At 70.2% G+C, this 14,109-nt stretch carries 12 protein-coding genes and 1 pseudogene; 6 read left to right on the top strand and 7 right to left on the bottom strand.

Going from position 1 to position 14,109, the window contains the following annotated elements; translation table 11 throughout:
- The first annotated feature begins 14 nt into the window (after positions 1-14).
- Positions 15-983 carry a hydrogen peroxide-inducible genes activator gene (locus tag CS1GBM4_RS00070; protein WP_186416644.1) on the top strand — a complete coding sequence of 323 codons (969 nt, stop codon included), beginning with the start codon at positions 15-17 and terminating at the stop codon, positions 981-983.
- 175 nt (positions 984-1,158) lie between these two features.
- On the opposite strand, the gene flgH is transcribed toward CS1GBM4_RS00070, so the two are convergent.
- Genes flgH through flgF form a run of 4 tightly spaced genes read right to left on the bottom strand, consistent with a single transcriptional unit; the run spans position 1,159 to position 4,531 of the window.
- Entirely contained in the window at positions 1,159-1,899 is a 741-nt protein-coding gene (gene flgH, locus CS1GBM4_RS00065) for a flagellar basal body L-ring protein FlgH (protein WP_186416643.1), read from the bottom strand.
- A 34-nt stretch (positions 1,900-1,933) separates the two neighbouring features.
- Positions 1,934-2,962: a flagellar basal body P-ring formation chaperone FlgA gene (flgA, locus tag CS1GBM4_RS00060; RefSeq protein WP_186416642.1), complete on the bottom strand. Its 1,029-nt coding sequence runs from the start codon at positions 2,960-2,962 to the stop codon at positions 1,934-1,936.
- 15 nt (positions 2,963-2,977) lie between these two features.
- Positions 2,978-3,766: a flagellar basal-body rod protein FlgG gene (flgG, locus tag CS1GBM4_RS00055; protein ID WP_186416641.1), complete on the bottom strand. Its 789-nt coding sequence runs from the start codon at positions 3,764-3,766 to the stop codon at positions 2,978-2,980.
- A 21-nt stretch (positions 3,767-3,787) separates the two neighbouring features.
- Entirely contained in the window at positions 3,788-4,531 is a 744-nt protein-coding gene (flgF, locus tag CS1GBM4_RS00050) for a flagellar basal-body rod protein FlgF (protein WP_186416640.1), read from the bottom strand.
- Between the two features lie 287 nt (positions 4,532-4,818).
- Between flgF and fliL the strand changes: the two genes are divergently transcribed.
- Genes fliL through CS1GBM4_RS00030 form a run of 4 tightly spaced genes read left to right on the top strand, consistent with a single transcriptional unit; the run spans position 4,819 to position 7,750 of the window.
- A complete protein-coding gene (gene fliL, locus CS1GBM4_RS00045; RefSeq protein WP_186416639.1) occupies positions 4,819-5,331 on the top strand; it encodes a flagellar basal body-associated protein FliL in 513 nt (170 codons plus the stop codon).
- A 31-nt stretch (positions 5,332-5,362) separates the two neighbouring features.
- Complete coding sequence (gene fliM / locus CS1GBM4_RS00040; protein ID WP_186416638.1) at positions 5,363-6,490, top strand: flagellar motor switch protein FliM; 1,128 nt, start codon at positions 5,363-5,365, stop codon at positions 6,488-6,490.
- A 16-nt stretch (positions 6,491-6,506) separates the two neighbouring features.
- Positions 6,507-6,953 carry a DUF6468 domain-containing protein gene (locus tag CS1GBM4_RS00035; protein ID WP_186416637.1) on the top strand — a complete coding sequence of 149 codons (447 nt, stop codon included), beginning with the start codon at positions 6,507-6,509 and terminating at the stop codon, positions 6,951-6,953.
- Positions 6,950-7,750: a hypothetical protein gene (locus tag CS1GBM4_RS00030; RefSeq protein ID WP_244606982.1), complete on the top strand. Its 801-nt coding sequence runs from the start codon at positions 6,950-6,952 to the stop codon at positions 7,748-7,750. The genes CS1GBM4_RS00035 and CS1GBM4_RS00030 overlap by 4 nt, the downstream gene beginning before the upstream one ends.
- A 67-nt stretch (positions 7,751-7,817) precedes the next feature.
- Here CS1GBM4_RS00030 and CS1GBM4_RS00025 read toward each other — a convergent pair whose 3' ends face one another.
- Entirely contained in the window at positions 7,818-8,936 is a 1,119-nt protein-coding gene (locus tag CS1GBM4_RS00025) for a hypothetical protein (protein ID WP_186416636.1), read from the bottom strand.
- Between the two features lie 220 nt (positions 8,937-9,156).
- Between CS1GBM4_RS00025 and CS1GBM4_RS00020 the strand changes: the two genes are divergently transcribed.
- On the top strand, positions 9,157-12,552 hold the full coding sequence (locus tag CS1GBM4_RS00020) for a hypothetical protein (protein WP_186416635.1): 3,396 nt from the start codon (positions 9,157-9,159) through the stop codon (positions 12,550-12,552).
- 102 nt (positions 12,553-12,654) lie between these two features.
- Here the strand turns inward: CS1GBM4_RS00020 and fliP are convergent, their stop codons facing one another.
- Complete coding sequence (gene fliP / locus CS1GBM4_RS00015) at positions 12,655-13,419, bottom strand: flagellar type III secretion system pore protein FliP (protein WP_280177668.1); 765 nt, start codon at positions 13,417-13,419, stop codon at positions 12,655-12,657.
- A gap of 115 nt (positions 13,420-13,534) precedes the next feature.
- Positions 13,535-14,109, bottom strand: a pseudogene (locus CS1GBM4_RS00010) (hypothetical protein); the annotation flags it as partial.

The raw sequence follows: 14,109 nt of genomic DNA, 5'->3' as shown, positions 1-14,109 counted from the left end.
GATAAGTTGGGATTATGACAAATCTGACTTTCAAGCAGCTTCGCTACTTCGAGGCGCTGGCCCGGCACGGCCATTTCGGCCGCGCGGCCGACGCCTGCGCCATCTCGCAGCCGGCCTTGTCCATGCAGATCAAGGCGCTGGAGGAAGAGCTCGGAGCCGAGCTGTTCGAGCGGGACAGGCGCCGGGTTCGCCTGACCGGCTTCGGCGAGGAGATCGCTCAGCGCTCCAAGGACATCCTGCTGGGGCTCGACGAGCTCGAAGGCTATGCGCGCGCCTCGCGCAGCGGCCTCGTCGGAAAACTGCGCATCGGCGTGATTCCGACCGTGGCGCCCTATCTGCTGCCGAGTCTGATCGGCGACCTCACCCGCCTCCATGGCGGCCTCGACCTGCATGTCCGCGAGACGCTGACGCCGAAGCTCGTCGAGGAGCTGAACGACGGCCGGCTCGACCTGGCGATCGTCGCCCTGCCGGTCTCGGAGCCGTCGTTGGACGAGATCGCCCTGTTCACCGAGGGCTTCGTCCTCGTCAGGCCGCGAGCGGATGCGGGAAAGCCCGTTCCCGATCGCGAGGCGCTTCGCGAGATGCGGCTCCTGCTCCTCGAGGAGGGCCATTGCTTTCGCGAGCAGGCGCTGTCGTTCTGCAATGCCAAGCCGCGCACCATGCCGCCGCGCGACCTGCTCGACGCGAGCTCGCTGTCGACGCTGGTGCAGATGGTCGATGCCGGCCTCGGCGTCACCCTGATCCCGGACATGGCCGTCGCGGTCGAGACCCGCTCGGCCTCGGTGTCGGTGGCGCGCTTCGGCGAGCCCGAACCGTCCCGCACCATCGGCATGGTCTGGCGCAAGACCAGCCCGCTGGCGAAGCAATTGCTCGGGATCTCCGACATGGTCCGCCGGTCGGCCGGCGCGCTGCGGCAGGCCGGTGACGCCTCGGCAGCCGCTCCGGCCCGGGAACCCGCGGAAGGATCCCCGCGCCCGGAGTGAGAACGAAAAGCCCCGCGCGGGAGAGCGCGGGGCTTCTGGCCGCCAGCCTTGGATGGCTTGGGGAGCGTGGCGGGCGGCCGGGAGGAAGGGCGGCTCGGGAGAGACCGCCGGCCCGGCGCGAAGGCGTTGAACGTGGGGAGCGTCGCCGTCGCGCCGGGAGTCCGGGAAGGGCCGGTCAGAAGGGCAGCAGGATATCCATCACCTGCTGGCCGTAGCGCGGCTGCTGGACATCGGTGATCTGGCCGCGGCCGCCATAGGCGATGCGGGCCTGGGCGATCTTGGTCGACTCGATCGTATTGTCGGATTCGATGTCCTCCGGCCGGATCACGCCGGCGACGATCAGTTCGCGCACCTCGAAATTGACCCTGATCTCCTGCTTGCCCTCGATGACGAGATTGCCGTTCGGCAGGGTTTGGGTGACGACGGCCGCGACATTGGTGGCGAGCTGCTCGGCCCGGCGGACCGAGCCGGAGCCCTCGCTGGAGGAATCCGAATCCAGCTTCAGCAGCGCGCTGGGATCGGCGTTCTTCTTCCACTTGCTCTCGGTTCCGAAGAAGTTCTCGGCACCGAAATCCTCGCCGTTCTTGCGGCTGCGCTTGGTGGTGTTGTCGAGCTGGGCCCGGTCGGTGACCTTGACCTTGACGGTGACGAGATCGCCGACGAGGCGCGCGCGCTGGTCCTTGAAGAAGGCGCGCGAGCCGGTGCGCCAGAGCGAGTTGGGCGCGAAGGAGGCATGCTCCACCGCCGGCATCGGCATCTGCACCGGCTTGTAGCCCTTGACCGCGGTCGGGTCCTCGATCGGCGACAGCGCCGGCGCCTGGCCGACATTGGCGAGCCGATCGGCGGCGCCGCAGGCGCCCAGGAGCAGGCAGAGGCCGAGGGTCGCGGGGATGGCGAGAGGGTTGGTCCGGGTCATGGCTACGGTCCGCAACTGGAGCGATCGGGTGGGGTCAGCGGGCGGCGGCGATCAGGCCGCCGCCCTGCGGGCTGACATTGACGCGCCCGGGACCGGTGACGGTTCCCTGCAGCACGCGCTTCGACTGGGGGTTGGTGATCGAGATGACGTCGCCGATCGCGCCGGCCTCGTTGGCGCGGCCGCGCATGCTGATCGCGACGCCGCGTGCCTCGTAGACGATGGTGACGATCTCGCCGCGTCCGACGACCTCCTCGCGCTGGACGTCGCCGCTGCGCAGCACCGAGCCCGCGACGAGCATGCGCTTGGCGACCTTGCCGATCGCCGCCTTCGTCTCGCCGAGCGCGTCGTTGAACTGCGTATCGCGCGGGCGGCGCTCGAGGGTGACGTCGCCGGCGTTCAGCGTCTCGCCGCGGGCGATCGTGCGCAGCGGCACCACGACCTCGGCGGTCTCGACCAGCTGTCCGGAAACGCGCACCGGCTTCAGCCGCGTCGCGGCGCTGCCCGGCATGGTCAGCCGGCCGGTGACGCGGCGGCTGCGCGCATCATAGTTCAGATCGAGCGCGGTGAGGTCGCCGGTCAGCTCCGGCTCGACCACGACTGAGGGCGCGCCGCCGTCGAGCAGCAGGGCGAAGGCGCGTCCGTCGAAGCCGAAGCGCTCGAGCAGGGCCGACTTCACCGCCGCCTCGACGTCGAGCCCGGTGATCCGGCGCGCCGCCCGGGTCACCACCACCTGGGCGACGCCCTGGCTGTCGAGCTCCAGTGCGTCGCGCAGGATGCCCTGCTTCACTGCCGCGTCGACGATGCGGCCGACCTGGATGGTGCCGGTCTCGCCGAGCGCCGGCGCCCGAAAGGCCGGCAGCGCCCCGTCCTGCGGCGACAGCCCGGCGATCAGGTCGCCGAAGCTGACGATGTCGCGCGCCAGGATGAGGTCGGATTTCAGCCTGAGCTTGGCGGCGGCCGGCACCGCCGCGGAGGCGCGCTCGCCGGCCGGAGCCGCCGTCTGCGCCGGCGCCATGGCGGGAAGCGCGGTGATGGCTGCGATGAGGAGAACGGAGCGGATCATCTGGCTCATCCTTCGTCAGCGCATGATCTGCGTGGTGGACTGCATCATCTGGTCGGCGGCCGAGATCACCTTGGAGTTCATCTCGTAGGCGCGCTGGGCCGCGATCAGGGCGGAGAGCTCGGTGACGGCCTGGACGTTGCCTTCTTCGAGATAGTTCTGCTGCAGCGTGCCGAAGCCTTCCTCGCCGCCGAGCCCGTCGATCGCCGGGCCGGAGCCGGCGGTCTCGATGAACAGGTTGTCGCCGATCGATTCGAGCCCGACCTTGTTGATGAAGCGGGTGAGCTGGATCTGGCCGAGCTGCTGCGGCGCGGTCTGGCCCGGCAGGCTCACCTCGACCGTGCCCTGCGCATTGATCGAGACGCCGGTCGCGTTGTTCGGGACGGTGATGCCCGGCTGGACGACATAGCCGTCGCGGGTGACCAGGCGGCCCTGGCTGTCGAGGTCGAAGGAGCCGTCGCGCGAATAGGCGGTGCGACCGTCCGGCAGCTGGATGCGGAAGAAGCCCTCGCCACGGATCGCGACGTCGTACTGCTTCTCGGTCGGCGTCAGGTTGCCCTGGCTCATAACCCGCCCGGTCGACGAGGTCTTGACGCCCGAGCCGACGAAGGTGCCGGCGGGAAGCTGCGTGTTCTGGTCGGAGGTCTGCGTGCCGGCCCGGCGGACATGCTCGTAGAGCAGGTCCTGGAAATGGATGCGCTGGCGCTTGTAGCCGGTGGTGCGCACGTTCGCGATATTGTTGGAGATGACCTGGACGTTGAGTTCCTGGGCCATCATGCCGGTGGCGGCGGTGTAGAGGGCGCGCATGGCTTAGGGCTCCTTGCCGCGTCAGGCTTGCTGATCGGCCAGGCGGGAGATCGCCTTGGCGCGCAGTTCATCGGTCCGGCCCATCATCGCCGACAGCGTCTGATAGGCGCGCTGGACCTCGACCAGCCGGGTCATCTCGACCACGGCCTTGACGTTGGAGCGCTCGACCGCCCCGGTCTCCAGCCGCGCCTGCGGGCCGGCGGGCTGGGCCGCGGTGGCCGAGGAGAACAGGTTGCTGCCGTCACTGGCGAGAGCGGCGGGATTGTCGAAGCGCACGATGCGCAGCTTGCCGCGCTGGCCCTGGTCGGAGGACACCGTGCCGTCGGTGGCGATGCGCAGGTTGCTCTCGGTCGAGCCGAAGACGATCGGCCCGCCATCGCCCAGCACGGCGTGGCCCGCCTGCGTCGCCAGCTGGCCGCGGCCGTTGATCTCGAGGGAACCGGCGCGGGTGTAGCGCTCGCCCTGCGGGGTCTGGACGACGAGGTAGTTGTCGCCCTGCAGCGCGACGTCGAGCGGGTTGCCCGTGCGCTCGATCATGCCCTGCGACAGGTCGATCGGCGTGCCCTTGTCGATGACGTAGGAGAGCCGGCGGTCCTGCGTCGGGAAGGTGTCGGCGCGCGCCGTCGGCGACATGTATTCGGCGAAGCGCGCCGAGCGCGCCTTGAAGCCGTTCGTGCCGACATTGGCGACGTTGTTGGCGATGACGTCGAGCTCGCGCGCCAGAGCCATCTGGCGCGACAGGCTGACGAGAAGCGCGTTTTCCACGGCTCCTGCTCCCGATCTGTCCCGTGACCGCCCCGACGCTCCCCAGCGCGGTGGCCACGACAATCGGGTGGCAAGCGACATGCCAACATGGTTAATCGCGATATGTGTTTGATATCGCTCGATATCCCGCCAGATCACCCCTTGTCCGCCGCCGGGTCGGACTCGTCCGCCCGGCAGAAACGACTGGGCAAGAATTGCCCGGCTTAACGGGCCGTTAACCGTAATTGGGCAGGGTCGGCGGAGAGAGGCGGGCCCGGACGGCGCCCGCTCCGGGTGGGCGAGTCGAGATGGCCAAGAAGGCGAACAAGGACGACGAAGCCGCCGAGGGCGGCGCCGAGGAGGCGCCGAAGTCCGGCAAGAAGAAGCTCGTCATGATCGGCGGCGCCGTGGCGCTCGTCGCCATGCTCGGCGGCGGCTGGTTCTTCTTCATCAAGAAGAAGCCCGCCGAGGAGATGAGCGCCGAGGCGGCGGCCGCGGCGGCCAAGAAGCAGATCACCTTCGTCGAGATGAAGGACATGATGATCGGCATCTCGGCCGGCCCGCAGCAGGACCGCCAGCCGATCGTCAAGATCAAGGTCGTCCTCGAGATCGCCGACCCGAAGACCTCCGATCAGGTCAAGCCGCTGCTGCCGCGCGTCGAGGACGCCTTCCAGGTCTTCATGCGCGAGCTCCGCCCGTCCGATCTCGAGGGCTCCGCCGGCATGTACCGGCTCAAGGAGGAGCTGCTGCGCCGGGTGAACGTCACCGTCTACCCGGCCAAGGTCGACGCCGTCCTCTTCAAGGAACTGCTGCTGCAATAGCGGCCGCCCACCCCGTCCAGAGCAGACCGCCATGGCCAGCAACGATCTCGAAGCGCCGGACAAGGACAAGGCCCCGCTGACGCCGGAGGGCATGGCCGCCGAATGGGCGGCCATGCCCGACATCGTCGACGAGAGCAGCGAGACCGAGGCCAATATCGACCGCCTGATGACTCAGGACGAGATCGATACCATGCTCGGCTTCTCCATCGGGGATGACGGCCGGGGCGGCCGCAACGGCATCCAGGCGATCGTCGATTCGGGTTCGGTCACCTATGAACGCCTGCCGATGCTCGAGATCATCTTCGAGCGTCTGGTCCGGCTGCTGTCGACCAGCCTGCGCAACCTGTTCAGCGACAATGTCGAGGTGACGCTGGAGGGCATCCGATCGGTGCGCTTCGGCGACTACATCAACTCGATCTCGCTGCCGGCGATGCTCGCCGTGTTCAGGGCAGAGGAATGGGACAACTTCGGCCTCGTCACCATCGAGTCCGCCCTCACCTACTCCGTGCTCGACACCATGCTCGGCGGCAAGCGCGGCCAGGCGGCGTCCCGCGTCGACGGTCGCCCCTTCACCTCGATCGAGATGAGCCTGCTGCGCCGCGTCATCGGCGTCGTGCTCGGCGATGCCGAGGCCGCCTTCCGGCCGCTCTCGCCGGTGAACTTCAAGATCGACCGGATCGAGTCCAACCCGCGCTTCGTCTCGATCTCGCGCCCCGCCAACGCCGCCATCCGGGTCGAGCTGCGCTTCGACATGGAGGGCCGCGGCGGCTCGCTCCACCTGCTCCTGCCCTATGCGACCATCGAGCCGATCCGCGAATTGCTGCTCGAGAGCTTCATGGGCGAGAAGCTCGGGCGTGACCCGATCTGGGAAAACCACCTCGCCACCGAGGTCTGGCAGGCGGACGTCCCGGTCAGATGCGTCCTGCACGAATGCACCATGCCGCTGAAGCGGGTGATGAAGCTCGAGATCGGCGACACGCTGATGTTCGACGCCCGCCCCGACTCGGTCGCCTCGCTGCGCTGCGGCGACTTCATCGTCAGCGAGGGCCGGATCGGACGCGTCGACGACAAGATCGCCGTCCAGGTCGTCAGCCCGCTGCGGCGCTCGAAGACGACCATGGCGGCCTTCGACACCAGCCATCTCAATCCGGCGTCCTGAGCAGGGAGACCTCCGCATGACCATCAACCTGATCGCGGACGTGCTGGTCGCCTGCCTGCTGGTCGCCACCATCGTCACCAGCTTCGTGCTCGCCAAACGCATCGAGCGGCTGAAGGCGGACGAAAGCGCGATGCGCCAGACCATCGGCGCCCTGATCTCGGCCACCGACACGGCCGAGCGCGCCATCGCCGGCCTGAAACTGACCCTGGGCGATTGCGACCGCACCCTGGCGGAGCGCCTGCGCACCGCCGAGCGCTACGCCGCCGACCTCGCCCAGCAGATCGAGGCCGGCCAGAGTGTGATGGAGCGCATCGGCCAGATCGTCGGCGCCGCCAGCATGGTGGCTCCGAAGGCCGAGCCCGCGCCCGAGAAGCCGGCCGTCTCGCGCATGGCCGGCGCCGCCGACGCGGCCGCCGCGATCCGCGCCCGCGCCGCCCGCAGGCTGGAAGGTCAGGCCGCGTGATCCAGTCTCCCCGCCTCATTCCGGCCGTCATCCTCGGCGCCATGGGACTCCTGGCGCTGAAGCTGCTCGGCTGGGTGGCGGAACCCGCTCCGGGCAAGATCCCTGCCAGCCCCCCGGTGTTCACCGCGAAGCCGGAGAAGGAGGTCTGGGGCCTCGCCAAGATCATCGCCAAGGCCCATCAGCCCGACGTCTTCATGGACCCGGAGACCACCGGGACAATCGATCCGCCGGCGCAGAAACTCCCGCCCGAGGAACAGGCCAAGCGCGACGCAGCTCCGAACAACAAGGCTGGCCTGATGAACGGCACCGCGCAGCCGGTGTCGCCGGCCGAGAAGGCCCTGCTCGAGCGCCTCGGCCAGCGCCGCGAGGAGATCGAGGCGCGCATGCGCGAGCTCGACATGCGCGAGAAGCTGCTCGACTCGGCCGAGAAGAAGCTCGGCGGCCGCGTCGACGACCTCAAGGCGCTGGAAGAGAAGGTCGAGGGCCCGCGCAAGCAGGAGGGCGAGGAGAACCAGGCGGTCAAGAACCTGGTCATCATGTACGAGGCGATGAAGCCCAAGGACGCCGCCCGCGTCTTCGACCGCCTCGCGCTCGACATCCTGGTCCCGGTCGTCCAGAAGATGAGCCCCCGCAAGATGTCGGAGGTCCTCGCCGTCATGTCGCCGGAGGCGGCGGAGCGGTTGACCGTCGCCCTCTCCCTGCGCGGCCGGCCGGCCGCCACCCAGGGCGAGCGCGCCCCGGCTCCGGCACCGGCGGGCAGCGAGCTGCCGGCGATCGAGCCTGCGCCGCGGCGCTGACGACGACCTCGCCATCCGCTCCGCCCGGACAGGGCGGGCGGCGACAGCGCGCTCCGGGACGCCGATCTCAGCGGTACCGGATCGCACGCGCCACCATCGCGTCGGTCTCGTGGTGGATGACGAAGGCGAGCTTGTCGACGAAATCGAACTCGAACAGCATGGCCTCCCCGCCCTCGAACCGGTAGCCGCGCTTCCTGAGCGTCTCGAAACCTTTGTCCCGGATGGCTTTTTTCCATTCCAGGGACTTCGACGAACTGTACAGGAAGCCGATGTTCACCGCGTAGTTCTCATAGACCTCCGCGACCTGGAGGATGTACGGCAGCTTGAGGGTGCCTGCGGCGTCGCCCAGCCCGCGGACGCGGAAATGCGAGACCCGGTTCAGCAGGTTCGATTTGACCTCCTCCTCGGTCCAGCCCATCACGCCGGCGGCCACACCCTTCGCGAAGCCTTCCTTGATGAATTTCGTCTGGATGCGCCGGATCGCGTCCCGCACGGCGACCTTGTCTGCGATCGCCAGCACGACGTCGGGAATGAGCGAGGCGAGGCTGGGAGCCGCGAACGCATCTATCAGCCCGGTCTTGAACGCCGCTTTCGCAGCGAGCAGGCTCGCTTTCAGGCCGTTGAGCGAAAGCAGGCGCGCCGCCGGGGCCGCGTCGCGCAGCAGCTGGCGGGCGACCATCACGTCTTCCGGCCCGGGAGAGGCCGGGATCGATGATTCCGGGGCGATCCTGACGCCCTGGGCCCTGGCCCGCCGCGCCAGCGCGTCGTCGAGGGTGAAGAGCTCGGCATCGAGCGCCTTCGCTTCGGCTGCGACGAACACGTCGCCGGGCCGGCTCTTCAGGCCGGTCACCGGATCCCTTCTCCCGCCGTATTCGGTCATCGCTCCGGGCGCGTTCCTGGGCGGGTCGGCGGCGATCTGGATATTGTCGGCGTAGACGTCGCCTCTCGGCTTGATCATATCCGCCCGCCGCGAAGCGGGCGGCACCCGGATATCCAGATCCTCCAGCAACTGGCGGTACTGCTGGTTCAGCGGCGGATCGATGCCGTGGACGACCTCGTTGTAGGCCGCCGTCGCGATATAGACCTTGCGGCCGGACGCCAGCATCTTCCTCAGGGCCTCGGCCGCGCTGCGATTGCCGCGCCCGATATGCCTCAGCGTATTCGCATCGATGATGATGTCACTCATGACGGGCCCTCGGGTTCTGGCGGCCGAGCCGGTCGCGCTGTGCGCTTGCAGGCGACAGACGGGTTATTGCCGCCGCGGCGCTCCCCTCGCGCATGGCGGCGGCGAGCCGCCGCGCACGAAGGGCCCCTTAACCGCCCGTTATCCTTGGCGGGCTAGCCTCCCCGCGAGTCGGAGCGGCGCCTCGCCGCTTTCGCCAATCGCGTCGGGTTGAGTTGCGGTCTTGCGTATCCTGCGGTCCCTGAGCTTCGGCATCGGCCTGGCGGCGCTGAGCCTCGCTGCCGGCCTTTCCGCGCCGGCCGCCGCCGCCACCGCGACCTTGCGCGGCGAAGCCATGCGCGCCGGCTTCGGGCGCCTCGCCTTCACCTTCGACGAGCCGGTGACGACGCGGGTGCGCGTCGCCAACGGCGTCGTCGTGATCGGCTTCAGCCAGCCGGTGCAGCTCGATCCGAGCCGGCTCGCCGCCGAGCTTCCCAATTATGTCTCGGTGGTGCGGGTCGATCCCGACCAGCGCGGCCTGCGTCTCGCGCTCGCGCGCCCCTATCGCGCCAACCTGCTCGAGGCGGGCGACCGCGCCTTCGTCGACCTCCTGCCCGAAAACTGGACCGGCCAGCTGCCCGGCCTGCCGCCGGACGTCCTCGCCGAGCTGACGCAGCGCCTGCGCCTCGCCGAGGCGCGCGCCCGCGAGATCGCCCGCATGCCGGCGCCGGTGCCGAAGCCCCTCGGCTTCCGCAGCGCCCGCCTGCCGACGCTCGACCGGCTGATGTTCTCCGCCCCGCCGGAAGCCATGCTGACGCCCGTGCTCGACGACGGCAGGCTGACACTGAGCTTCGACCAGGCTCTGGCGGTGACGCCGTCGCAGATCCGCAGCCTGCTGCCGGCCGACTTCACGCTCGAGCAGGCGACGATCCGGCCGGATGCGACGCAGCTCGTCTTCACCGTGCCGAAGGACCGCCAGCTCCGCAGCTTCCGCGACGAAGGCGGCTGGATCGTCGACCTCTCGCACCCGGGCGCCGCCATGCCGCTCTCCCTCGCCGACCTGCAGGCCGCCCCGCCGGGCGACGGCAAGCCGGCGGAGCAGAAGCCGGCGGAGCAGAAGCCGGTCGCGCAGCCCTCGCCCGCCGCCCCGAAGGCGGAGGCGCCGCAGGCCCAGCCCAAGCCGGTCGCGGCGATCGCCGCCGACGCACCGCCGCAGGACATCCAGATCGCCGCCACCGCCGATGGCGGCGACGGCCGCATCGATTTCCGCTTCTCGCGCCCGACGGGCGCCGCCGCCTTCGCCGAACCCGGGCGCGTCACGCTCGTCTTCGATACGCGCGACCGGCTCGAGCCCGACAAGCTGAAGGACGTCCTCCCGGCCCTGATCCAGGACGTGACCGTGACGCGCGAGGCCAAGGTCACCGTCGTCAGGCTGAAGACGCGCCGCCAGCAGATCGTGCGGTTGTCCGACGACGGGCCGCAATGGTCCCTGAGCTTCGGCGACAACGGTGGCAAGCCGGCCGGAGCCTTCAGCCCGCGCCGCGACGCGGACGAGCGCGGCCAGACCATCGTCGCCGTGCCGGTGCCGGGCCTGACCGGCGTGCACTGGCTCGACAATGGCGAAGGTGGCCCCGCGCTCGCGGTCGCGACCGCGCTCGGCCCGACGCGGGCGGTCTCCAAACCCTATCGCTTCGTCGAGTTCGGCCTGCCGCAGAGCGCCCATGGTGTCGTCGTCAGCGCCGTCGCGGACGACCTGGCCGTCCGTGCCGACACCGAGCAAGTGGTGATCAGCCGCGGCAACGGCCTGCTCGTCAGCCTCGACGCCGGCACGCCGAGTGAGACGGAGCAGAAGGCTCCCCCGGCGGCCCCGCTGCTCGACAGCGCGAGCTGGACCGCCCTGCATGTGGGCGACATTCGCGACCAGGCCGCGGCCCTGCTGCGCGACGTCGCCAGCGCGTCGCGCGCCCGCAAATCCGAGGCCCGGCTGCGGCTGGCGCGTTTCCTCACCGTCAACGGCATGGCGGCGGAGGCCGCCGGGCCGCTCAACGCGCTGCTGGCCGACGACGCCGCCATGCGCGGCAATCGCGACGCGCTCTTCCTGCGCGGCGTGATCGCGACCCGAATGAACCGCAGCACCGAGGCGCTCAAGGCCTTCGATGCCGCCCCGATCCGCGACGAGGCCGAGATCGGGCTCTGGCGCGCCCTCTCCGAGCACCGCCTCGGCCGCAACGCCCAGGCGCTGGCCGGCTTCCGGCGGGCGGAAGCGATCCTCGACCGCTACCCGGCCGACCTCCAGGCCGAGTTCCGTCCGGCGATGGCGCGGGCGGCGCTCGCCATGGGCGAACCGACCGTGGCGGAGAAGCAGATCGCCCGCCTCGGCGAGATGCCGGACGAGCTGGTGAATGCCGAGGAGCTCGCGCTGCTGCGCGCCAGGCTCGACGACGTCAGCGGCCGGCCGGACGCCGCGCTGGCGGATTACCGCCCGCTCTTCGACGCCAAGAGCCGGCCGGTCGCGGCCGAGGCGCAGCTGCGCGCCGTCAAGCTCGCCCGCGCCGAGAAGCGGGCCGACCTGCCGGCCGACGAGGCCATCGCGCGGCTCGAGACGGTCTCAGCGATCTGGCGTGGCGGCGAGATCGAGATCGAGGCTCTGGCCGAGCTCGGCCGCCTCTACGTCGAGCAGCAGCGCTGGCGTGACGCCTTCCAGACCGCGCGGCGCGCCAACGAGGTCTTCCCGGAGCATCCCGCGACGCGGCTGATGCACGACGAGACCGCCCAGCGCTTCGAGGCTCTGTTCAGCGACCCCAATCTCGAGCAGCTGCCCCGGTTCGACGCCCTGGCCCTGTTCTACGACTTCAAGGAATTCCTGCCGATCGGCCGGCGCGGCGACGAGATCACGCGCCTGCTCGCCGACCGGCTGGTCGAGCTCGACCTGCTCGACCAGGCCAGCGAGATCCTGCAATATCAGATGGACCGGCGCCTGACCGGCGCCGCGCGCTCCACCGTCGCGGCGCGGCTGGCGATGATCCGGCTGATGAACGGGCAGCCGGCGGAGGCCCTGCAGGCGATCGTCTCGACCCGCCTCGCCGAACTGCCCGGCGACGTCAAGCGCGCCCGCCTCCTGCTCGAGGCCAAGGCCCTGTCCGATCTCTCGCGCACCGATCAGGCGCTCGATCTGCTGGAAGGCGAGAGCGGGCCGGAGGTCGACCGGCTCCATGCCGACATCCTGTGGAGCGGCCGGCGCTGGCGCGAGGCGGGCGAGGCGCTCGAACGCATCCTCGGCGAGAGCTGGCGCGGCCAGACGCCGCTCGGCGACGGCGAGCGCGGCGACGTAATGCGCGCCGCGATCGCCTATGTCATGTCGGACGAGGCGCTCTCGCTCGACCGCCTGCGCACCAAGTTCGCCGCCAAGATGGCCCAGGGTGCCGATGCCCGGCTGTTCGGCTTCGTCACCGGCGCGAGCCGCGCCAGCGCCGCCGACATCCGCGAGGCCGCGCGCTCGGCCGCCGGATCCGACACCATGACCGACTTCCTCAAGGAATACCGCAAGCGCTACCCGGCCTATTCCAGCACGGTGCGCGAACGCCGCAAGCCGGGCGCGACCGATGCGGCCAATGCCGGCCCGAAGCCGGGCCAGGGCTGAGGCTCGCCACAAGGGCGAGCATGACGCGCTGGACCAGCGTCAATGTGCATCGGCCTCGGGCTTGCCCCCGCGCAGCGCCCGGAACGACGTGGGAATCACGCTTCAACTGCCATAGCTCTTGACCAGCGAGCCCGCGACCAGGCCCCAGCCGTCGACCAGGACGAAGAAGATCAGCTTGAACGGCAGCGCCACGGTCACCGGCGGCAGCATCATCATGCCGACCGACATCAGGATCGAAGCGACCACCAGGTCGATGATCAGGAACGGCACGAACAGCAGGAACCCGATCTCGAAGGCGCGCCTCAGCTCCGAGATCATGAAAGCCGGCACCAGCACCTGGATCTGGATGTCCTGCGGCCGCTCCGGCCTCGGCTCGCGCGACATCTCCATGAACAGGGCGAGATCCTTCTCGCGCACATGCCTCAGCATGAAGTCGCGGAACGGCACGATGCCGCGCTCGAACGCCTCCTGCGGCTGCATCTGCCCGGCGATCAGGGGCGCTCCGGCGACGCGATAGGCCTCCTTCAGCGTCGGCGCCATCACGAATCCGGTCAGGAACAGCGAGAGCCCGACGATGACCGCATTGGGTGGCGCGGTCTGCGTTCCGATCGCCGAGCGCAGCAGCGACAGCACCACCGCGATGCGGGTGAACGAGGTCACCATGATCAGGATCGACGGCGCCAGCGACAGCACCGTGATCGCCGCGATGAGTTGCAGCGCCCGCTCGGTGACGCCGCCCTGGCCGAGATCGAGCGAGAGCGTCTGGGCCTGGACCGCGGCGGCGGCTCCGAGCACGCCGAGCCCCGCGGCGAGCCCCGCCAGCCGACGCAATCGCAATTCCGATCCGGTTGGTCTCCGCCTGCCCATCATCCGTCCCCGCCCGAATCAAGGCGCGGGCTGGCAGAACGCTAGAGCAAGGCCCGCCGGCGGGCGAAGAGGGTTTGCGGCGCTATCCCCGGCGCCTTTTCACCGGGCGACCGGCTCAGCCCTTCGGCTTGGGGTCGCGCCCGAGCAGGCGCGCGAACTCCGCCTCGATCGCGTCGACCGAGAACGGGTCGTCCTCCGGCGGCTTGGCGGCAGGCTTCGGCTCCGCGGGCTTGGCCTCGGCCGGCTTGGTTTCGGCCGGCTTCGCGTCGAGGGCGGGCTCGGCTTCGGCGGCAGGTTCGGCTTCGGCGCGACGAGCCTCGACGGGTTTGGCTTCCGCCGGCTTGCCGTCGCTCCGGGCTGCCGGCGCCTCCGGCGCATCGGTGTTGGCCGCCTTCGGCGCCTCGTCGAGCATGTCGTCGAAGACGGGCGCGAACTTGGCGGGCCTGGCTTGATCCGCGGCGGGAGCCGGCGGCGCCTGCTCCTTCGCCGGGGCGGGCTTCCTGTCTTCCGCCTTGACGGGCTCGGTCGCCGGGGGTTTCGGCGGCGCGAAGACCGGCGGGGCGACCAGCGGCGCCTCGGCGGCGGCCGGCCGGGCTGGCGCGGGCTTCAGCCCCAGCGCCATTTCGAGCTCGGCCTCCATGTCGAGCGCCGGGCGCGCCGGCGCCGGAGCGGCCGGCTGCGGCTTGGCTC

It is taken from the genome of Allobosea sp. CS1GBMeth4, from assembly GCF_900185715.1.
Classification (GTDB): domain Bacteria; phylum Pseudomonadota; class Alphaproteobacteria; order Rhizobiales; family Beijerinckiaceae; genus Allobosea.
Note: the sequence above shows the minus strand (reverse complement) of the source record. Positions and strands in the feature narration are given on the sequence as shown.

Excerpts from the sequence above, each read along its gene's own strand:
- CS1GBM4_RS00070 (WP_186416644.1), top strand. The coding sequence starts at position 15 with ATGACAAATCTGACTTTCAAGCAGCTTCGCTACTTCGAGGCGCTGGCC.
- flgH (WP_186416643.1), bottom strand. The coding sequence starts at position 1,899 with ATGACCCGGACCAACCCTCTCGCCATCCCCGCGACCCTCGGCCTCTGC.
- flgA (WP_186416642.1), bottom strand. The coding sequence starts at position 2,962 with ATGATCCGCTCCGTTCTCCTCATCGCAGCCATCACCGCGCTTCCCGCC.
- flgG (WP_186416641.1), bottom strand. The coding sequence starts at position 3,766 with ATGCGCGCCCTCTACACCGCCGCCACCGGCATGATGGCCCAGGAACTC.
- fliL (WP_186416639.1), top strand. The coding sequence starts at position 4,819 with ATGGCCAAGAAGGCGAACAAGGACGACGAAGCCGCCGAGGGCGGCGCC.
- fliM (WP_186416638.1), top strand. The coding sequence starts at position 5,363 with ATGGCCAGCAACGATCTCGAAGCGCCGGACAAGGACAAGGCCCCGCTG.
- CS1GBM4_RS00035 (WP_186416637.1), top strand. The coding sequence starts at position 6,507 with ATGACCATCAACCTGATCGCGGACGTGCTGGTCGCCTGCCTGCTGGTC.
- CS1GBM4_RS00025 (WP_186416636.1), bottom strand. The coding sequence starts at position 8,936 with ATGAGTGACATCATCATCGATGCGAATACGCTGAGGCATATCGGGCGC.
- fliP (WP_280177668.1), bottom strand. The coding sequence starts at position 13,419 with ATGGGCAGGCGGAGACCAACCGGATCGGAATTGCGATTGCGTCGGCTG.